Here is a 6,451-nt window from a genome sequence, read left to right on the forward strand (position 1 = left end):
CCCCGATTACGGAATATCAGTCGACATATTATTGACTGTTCCACCGCAATCGGGGGCAAGCCCCCTCCCACACTTGGATTGGGTTTACACGGCTGGGAACTCAGTCGCCTGTAGCGATCGCCCGCGCCGGATCCGTGATCCACTCACTCCACGACCCCGCATACAACTTGCCCAACGGATAACCCGCCAGGCTTAGCGCAAACAGGTTATGACACGCCGTCACCCCGGAACCGCAATACGCCACCAGTTCCTCCGGCGAGCGCCCCTGCAATTGCGCGGCAAACCGTTGCTTGAGCTGCTCGGCCGGCAGAAAACGACCGTCGCTGCCCAGGTTTTCGTTGAACGCCGCACATTGCGCACCGGGGATATGCCCGGCAATCGGGTCGATGGGTTCCACTTCACCGCGAAAACGCGCGGGTGCACGCGCATCGATCAAGGTCATGCCCGGTTGGCCCAGGCGTTTCTGCAGGTGTTCGGCGTCCAACAGCAGGTGATTATCCGGCTTGCCGACAAAGGTCCCCGGCTCGATCGTCGGCGCATCCAGGCTCAATGGGAACCCGGCGCTGTGCCAGGCCTTGAGGCCGCCATCCAGGATAAACACGCCATCGCGCTTGCCCAGCCAGGCCAGCAACCACCACGCACGGGCGGCATAAGCGCCAGGACCGTCGTCGTACAGCACCACATCGGTATCGGCGTTGACCCCCCAGGCCCGCAGCTGCCTGGCAAAGGTATCCGGCTCCGGCAACGGATGACGACCGGTCACCCCCTTGATCACCGGTCCACTGAGATGGCGCTTCAGGTCGGCATACTGCGCGCCGTCGATATGCCCTTCGGCATAACTGCAGCGCCCATAATCCGGGTCTTCGAGGGCAAAGCGGCAATCGAGGATCACCCAGCCGCCGGTCTCGCGACGCTCGGCCAATGACTGCGGGTTGATCAGTTGGGCAAGCGGCATGACGAACTCCTGCGAATGCATGGGGGAAAGGTCTACTTCACTTCTTCCAATGCCTGGTTCAACGGCACGTAAAACTCTTTGAACAGCGCATCCACCGCCTCTTTGGCCTGGGGCGTGACAAAACCCGCCTCCAGCACCAGGACTTGATACACACCGCGTTTGATCGCTTCGGCGCTCAGGTGGGCGGAGTTTTCATTGGTGGTGCACAGAAATCGCACCCAGGAGGTGAGGATGATCCAGGCATTGAGCGTCAGGGCTTCGGTTTGCACCGGGTCCATGTTGAGGATGCCGGCATCGACAAATCCCTGATAAATGGCGCCGCCCTGGACCAGGCAACGCTGGGAAAAACGCCGGTAGCCGGTGGCCAGTTCCGGGTCGCTTTCCAGCAGATGTTCGAGGTCACGGTGCAGGAAACGGTAACGCCACATGCCGGCCAGCACGGCCTGCAGGTAAAAACGCTTATCCTCCACGACCATCCCGCGTCCCTGCGGTGGGCGCAGAAAACTGTCTACCAGCGCTTCGTATTCACGAAACAGCACGGCGATGATCGCCTGCTTGTTGGGGAAGTGGTAGTACAGGTTGCCCGGTGAAATTTCCATGTGAGCGGCGATATGGTTGGTGCTGACACTGCGCTCGCCCTGCTGGTTAAAAAGCTCCAGGCTGGTTTGCACAATGCGTTCGCTGGTCTTTACTCGTGGTGCCATAAGGGAATCAGCTTCTATACACGTGATTGAGCATCTTACGGCCTATCCTTGCCAGGATAAATCTGGATATTGCTGCAATGTTATTTGACAATTTAGAGTAATGACTCTAAAAATCCAGGCAGACCAATAACAATCGGTACCGCGCCATGTCTGCCAACGTTGCCTATCTGCAAGATCCCCAGGCACTGGATCAACTCCACGTCCTGTTTGACGCCCAACGTCGCGCCTATGCGGCCAACCCGATGCCACCGGCCGGGCAGCGCCTGCAATGGCTCAAGGCCCTGCGCGACCTGCTCAGCGACGAACGCCAGGCACTGATCAACGCCATCAGCCAGGACTTCAGCCACCGCAGCGCGGACGAAACCCTGTTTGCCGAACTGATGCCCAGCCTGCACGGCATCCACTACGCCAGCAAACACCTCAAGGGCTGGATGAAACCTTCCCGCCGTGCGGTAGGTCTTGCCTTCCAGCCGGCGTCAGCCAAAGTCATTTACCAACCGTTGGGCGTGGTCGGGGTGATCGTGCCGTGGAACTACCCGCTGTTCCTGGCCATCGGGCCATTGGTCGGTGCATTGGCGGCGGGCAACCGGGTGATGCTCAAGCTCAGCGAGTCCACCCCCGCCACCGGTGAACTGCTTAAAACGCTGCTGGCGAAGATCTTCCCCGAAGACCTGGTATGCGTGGTGCTGGGCGAAGCCGAGGTGGGCATGGCGTTTTCCAAGCTGCGCTTCGACCACCTGCTGTTCACCGGCGCCACCAGCATCGGCAAGCATGTGATGCGTGCGGCGGCCGAACACCTCACACCGGTCACCCTGGAGTTGGGGGGCAAATCGCCAGCCATCGTTTCCGCTGACGTGCCGCTCAAGGACGCCGCCGAACGCATCGCTTTCGGCAAAGCCTTGAATGCCGGACAAACCTGCGTGGCGCCGGACTACGTGCTGGTGCCGGAAGACCGCGTCGAGGGGTTTATCGAGGCCTACAGTAAAGCGGTTCGCGGGTTTTATCCGACGCTGGCCGATAACCCGGACTACACGGCGATCATCAACGAGCGGCAGTTGGCGCGGCTTAACAGTTACATCAAGGACGCCACCGACAAGGGCGCCACCCTGATTGCGCTGTACGAACAGGGCCAGGCGCGACGGATGGCTCATAGCCTGTTGCTCAATGTCAGCGACGACATGACGGTGATGCAGGATGAAATCTTTGGTCCCGTGCTGCCGATCGTGCCCTATCGCGGTATCGACCAGGCGTTTGCCTACATCAACCAGCGCCCTCGCCCACTGGCCCTGTATTACTTCGGCTACAACAAGGGCGAACAGAACCGCGTACTCCACGAAACCCATTCCGGCGGTGTATGCCTGAACGACACGCTGCTGCACGTGGCTCAGGACGACATGCCGTTTGGCGGCATCGGCCCTTCGGGTATGGGCCACTACCACGGCCATGAAGGCTTCCTGACCTTCAGCAAGGCCAAGGGTGTGCTGGTGAAACAGCGCTTGAACGCCGCCAGGTTGATCTACCCGCCCTACGGTAAATCCATTCAGAAGCTGATCCAGAAGTTGTTCGTTCGCTGATACCGCCACTCATGGGACAACAATAACAATGAACCCTAGCCTGACTGAAACACCTGCGCTGTCGCGGCGCGGCGTCTTGAAAATCGGCCTGTGCGCCAGCGCCTTCCTGGCCACCGCCGGGTTGGGCGCCAGCCTCAGCGGCTGCTCCAGCAGCACGCCAGCCAACGGCTTCGCGCTGTTGCGCAGCAGTGATCTGCCATTTTTACGTGCGGTGATCCCGGTATTGCTGGAAGGCGTGGCCAGCGCCCAGCAAATCGCCAATGGCGTCGAAGACACCCTCAAAAAGCTCGACTTCAGCCTGAAGCACCTGTCGCCGGAGATGTTCAAGCTCACCCAGCAACTGTTCGACGTCTTGAGTATGGGCATCACCCGCGGCCCGTTGACCGGTATCTGGGGCAGTTGGGAAAACGCCGACAGCGAGCAGATGCGCAACTTCCTGCACCGCTGGGAGAACAGCTACCTGAACCTGCTGCGCATGGGCCAGGGCTCGTTGCTCAAGCTGGTGATCATGGCCTGGTACTTCCAACCGGCGTCCTGGGCCCATTGCGGCTACCCCGGCCCGCCGAAGATCTGATCCGCATCCCCCAATAAAAACAAGAGACGACCCTGATGCCCGTACCCGATCTGTTTCGCGAAGGCCTGGCCCGTGGCTGGAAAACCCACAACGGCGCCGCCCTCGACAGCGACCTGACCCTGGAAGCCGACGTCGCCATCATCGGCAGCGGTGCGGGTGGCGGCACCACCGCCGAGATCCTCAGCGCCGCCGGCTACAAGGTGCTGCTGATCGAAGAAGGCCCGCTCAAGACCAGCAGCGATTTCAAGCTGCTCGAAGACGAGGCCTACACCAGCCTGTACCAGGAAGGCATCGGCCGCATGAGCAAGGACGGCGCGATCACCATCCTGCAAGGCCGGGCGGTGGGCGGCACCACGCTGATCAACTGGACCTCCAGCTTCCGCACCCCGGACGCGACCCTCGCCCACTGGGCCAGCGAATACGCAGTGAAAGGCCACAGCAGTGCCGAGATGGCGCCGTGGTTCGAGAAGATGGAACAACGCCTGGGCATCGCGCCCTGGGCGATACCGCCGAACGCCAACAACGACGTCATCCGCAAAGGCTGCGAACAACTGGGCTACAGCTGGCACGTGATCCCGCGCAATGTGCGCGGCTGCTTCAACCTGGGCTATTGCGGCATGGGTTGCCCGGTCAATGCCAAGCAATCGATGCTGGTGACCACCATCCCATCCACCCTGGAGAAGGGCGGTGAGCTGCTGTACCTGGCCCGCGCCGAACGCCTGAACTACAGCGGCGACCGCATCAGCAGCCTGGAATGCCTGGCGATGGATGCCCGTTGCGTGGCGCCCACCGGACGCAAGATCACCGTGAAGGCCAAACACTATGTGCTCTCGGGCGGCGGCATCAACAGCCCGGCATTGCTGATGCGCTCGGACGCACCCGACCCGCATTCGCGGCTGGGCAAGCGTACCTTTTTGCACTTGGTGAATTTTTCCGCCGCGCTGTTCGACGAGGTGATCAACCCGTTCTACGGCGCGCCGCAGTCGATCTACTCCGACCACTTCCAATGGCAGGATGGCACCACCGGCAAAATGTCCTACAAGCTTGAGGCGCCCCCCTTGCATCCGGCCTTGGCGAGCACCTTGCTGGGGGGCTACGGCACGCAAAACGCTCTGGACATGAGCCAATTGCCCAACACCCACGCCATGCTCGCCCTGCTGCGCGACGGCTTTCACCCCGACAGCCCGGGCGGCAACGTGGAACTGCGCGGCGACGGCACGCCAGTGCTCGACTATCAGGTCTCGCCGTACGCCTGGGACGGCTTGCGCCGGGCCTTTCACAGCATGGCCGAGATCCAGTTCGCGGCGGGCGCCACGTCCGTCAAACCGCTGCACCACGATGCGCGTTATGTCAAAACCCTCGCCGAAGCCCGCACCTTGATCGACGGTTTGAACCTGGAACTGCACCGCACCTGCCTGGGCAGCGCCCATGTGATGGGCGGTTGCGCCATGGGTGAAGACCCGAAAAACGCAGTGGCCGACAGCCTCGGTCGTCATCACCAATTGCGTAACCTGTCGATCCACGATGGCTCGCTATTCCCCACCAGTATTGGGGCCAACCCGCAATTATCGGTCTACGGGTTGACCGCACAACTGGCCGTTGCATTGGCCGAACGTCTGAAAACAGCGTGAAAAAACGTTCGATACGCGGCCTCTATCTACATAAGTCGACTTGGCCGACCGGGATGGCTGCGATACCATCCGGTTCCCCAACGGACTCCGCCAGGACGACGCGATGAACCGAGTGTTGTACCCAGGTACCTTCGACCCGATTACCAAAGGCCATGGCGATCTGGTCGAACGCGCCTCTCGCTTGTTCGACCATGTGATCATCGCGGTCGCGGCCAGCCCCAAGAAAAACCCGCTGTTTCCCTTGGAACAGCGCGTAGAGCTGGCGCGAGAGGTCACCAAGCACCTGCCTAACGTAGAAGTCGTGGGTTTTTCGACTCTGCTGGCGCATTTTGCCAAGGAGCAGAACGCCAACGTGTTCCTGCGTGGCCTGCGCGCGGTCTCGGACTTCGAGTACGAATTCCAACTGGCCAACATGAACCGCCAACTGGCACCGGACGTCGAGAGCCTGTTTCTTACGCCGTCTGAGCGTTATTCGTTCATTTCCTCGACGTTAGTCCGTGAAATTGCCGCCCTGGGCGGAGATATCACCAAGTTCGTGCACCCTGCCGTGGCGGATGCGCTGACGCTGCGCTTCAAGAAGTAAGACCGCTTAATCGGCGCCCGCTCGCACTGCGGGCGCCAATGCGGCACAATTGCGCGCATTAGTTTTCAGATGCCTTGGCCGAGTGCCCTGGCAGGAGTTTCCATGTCCCTGATCATCACCGACGATTGCATCAATTGCGACGTCTGCGAACCCGAGTGCCCGAACGCTGCTATTTCCCAAGGTGAGGAGATCTACGTGATCGACCCCAACCTGTGTACCCAGTGTGTCGGCCACTATGACGAACCTCAGTGCCAGCAGGTGTGCCCGGTGGATTGCATTCCGCTGGATGAGGCCCATCCTGAGACGCAAGAGCAGTTGATGGAGAAGTACCGGAACATTACCGGTAAGGCTTGAGGTTCTTTAGTGCCTGTAAGGGCCCCATCGGGAGCAAGCCCCCTCCCACAGTTGACCGAGTTCCAACATGAGAATG

Annotated in this window: 7 protein-coding genes; 5 read left to right on the forward strand and 2 right to left on the reverse strand. The window is 60.8% G+C overall.

The features are described 5' to 3' along the window. Window positions 1-100: 100 nt before the first annotated feature. A complete protein-coding gene (locus JWR98_RS25690; protein ID WP_205491537.1) occupies window positions 101-955 on the reverse strand; it encodes a sulfurtransferase in 855 nt (284 codons plus the stop codon). A gap of 32 nt (window positions 956-987) precedes the next feature. Beyond that, window positions 988-1,659, reverse strand: a complete 672-nt coding sequence (locus JWR98_RS25695) for a TetR/AcrR family transcriptional regulator (RefSeq protein ID WP_003176707.1) — start codon at window positions 1,657-1,659, stop codon at window positions 988-990. 146 nt (window positions 1,660-1,805) lie between these two features. On the opposite strand from JWR98_RS25695, the gene JWR98_RS25700 reads away from it, so the two are divergent. From JWR98_RS25700 to JWR98_RS25720, 5 genes are all read left to right on the forward strand, one after another. Then, on the forward strand, window positions 1,806-3,233 hold the full coding sequence (locus tag JWR98_RS25700; protein WP_078735080.1) for a coniferyl aldehyde dehydrogenase: 1,428 nt from the start codon (window positions 1,806-1,808) through the stop codon (window positions 3,231-3,233). A 28-nt stretch (window positions 3,234-3,261) separates the two neighbouring features. Next, window positions 3,262-3,807: a twin-arginine translocation pathway signal protein gene (locus tag JWR98_RS25705; RefSeq protein WP_078735081.1), complete on the forward strand. Its 546-nt coding sequence runs from the start codon at window positions 3,262-3,264 to the stop codon at window positions 3,805-3,807. A gap of 35 nt (window positions 3,808-3,842) precedes the next feature. Beyond that, window positions 3,843-5,438, forward strand: a complete 1,596-nt coding sequence (locus JWR98_RS25710) for a GMC family oxidoreductase (protein ID WP_078735082.1) — start codon at window positions 3,843-3,845, stop codon at window positions 5,436-5,438. A gap of 103 nt (window positions 5,439-5,541) precedes the next feature. Beyond that, the gene (gene coaD / locus JWR98_RS25715) at window positions 5,542-6,021 is read left to right on the forward strand and encodes a pantetheine-phosphate adenylyltransferase (RefSeq protein ID WP_003176711.1); all 480 of its coding nucleotides are present in this window, start codon (window positions 5,542-5,544) and stop codon (window positions 6,019-6,021) included. Between the two features lie 102 nt (window positions 6,022-6,123). Then, window positions 6,124-6,375 (forward strand): YfhL family 4Fe-4S dicluster ferredoxin, encoded by a 252-nt coding sequence (locus JWR98_RS25720; protein ID WP_017530944.1) that lies wholly within the window; start codon window positions 6,124-6,126, stop codon window positions 6,373-6,375. The last annotated feature ends 76 nt before the right edge of the window (window positions 6,376-6,451 follow it).

Origin of the sequence: Pseudomonas lactucae, from assembly GCF_016937615.1 — a bacterium.
GTDB classification, from domain to species: domain Bacteria; phylum Pseudomonadota; class Gammaproteobacteria; order Pseudomonadales; family Pseudomonadaceae; genus Aquipseudomonas; species Aquipseudomonas lactucae.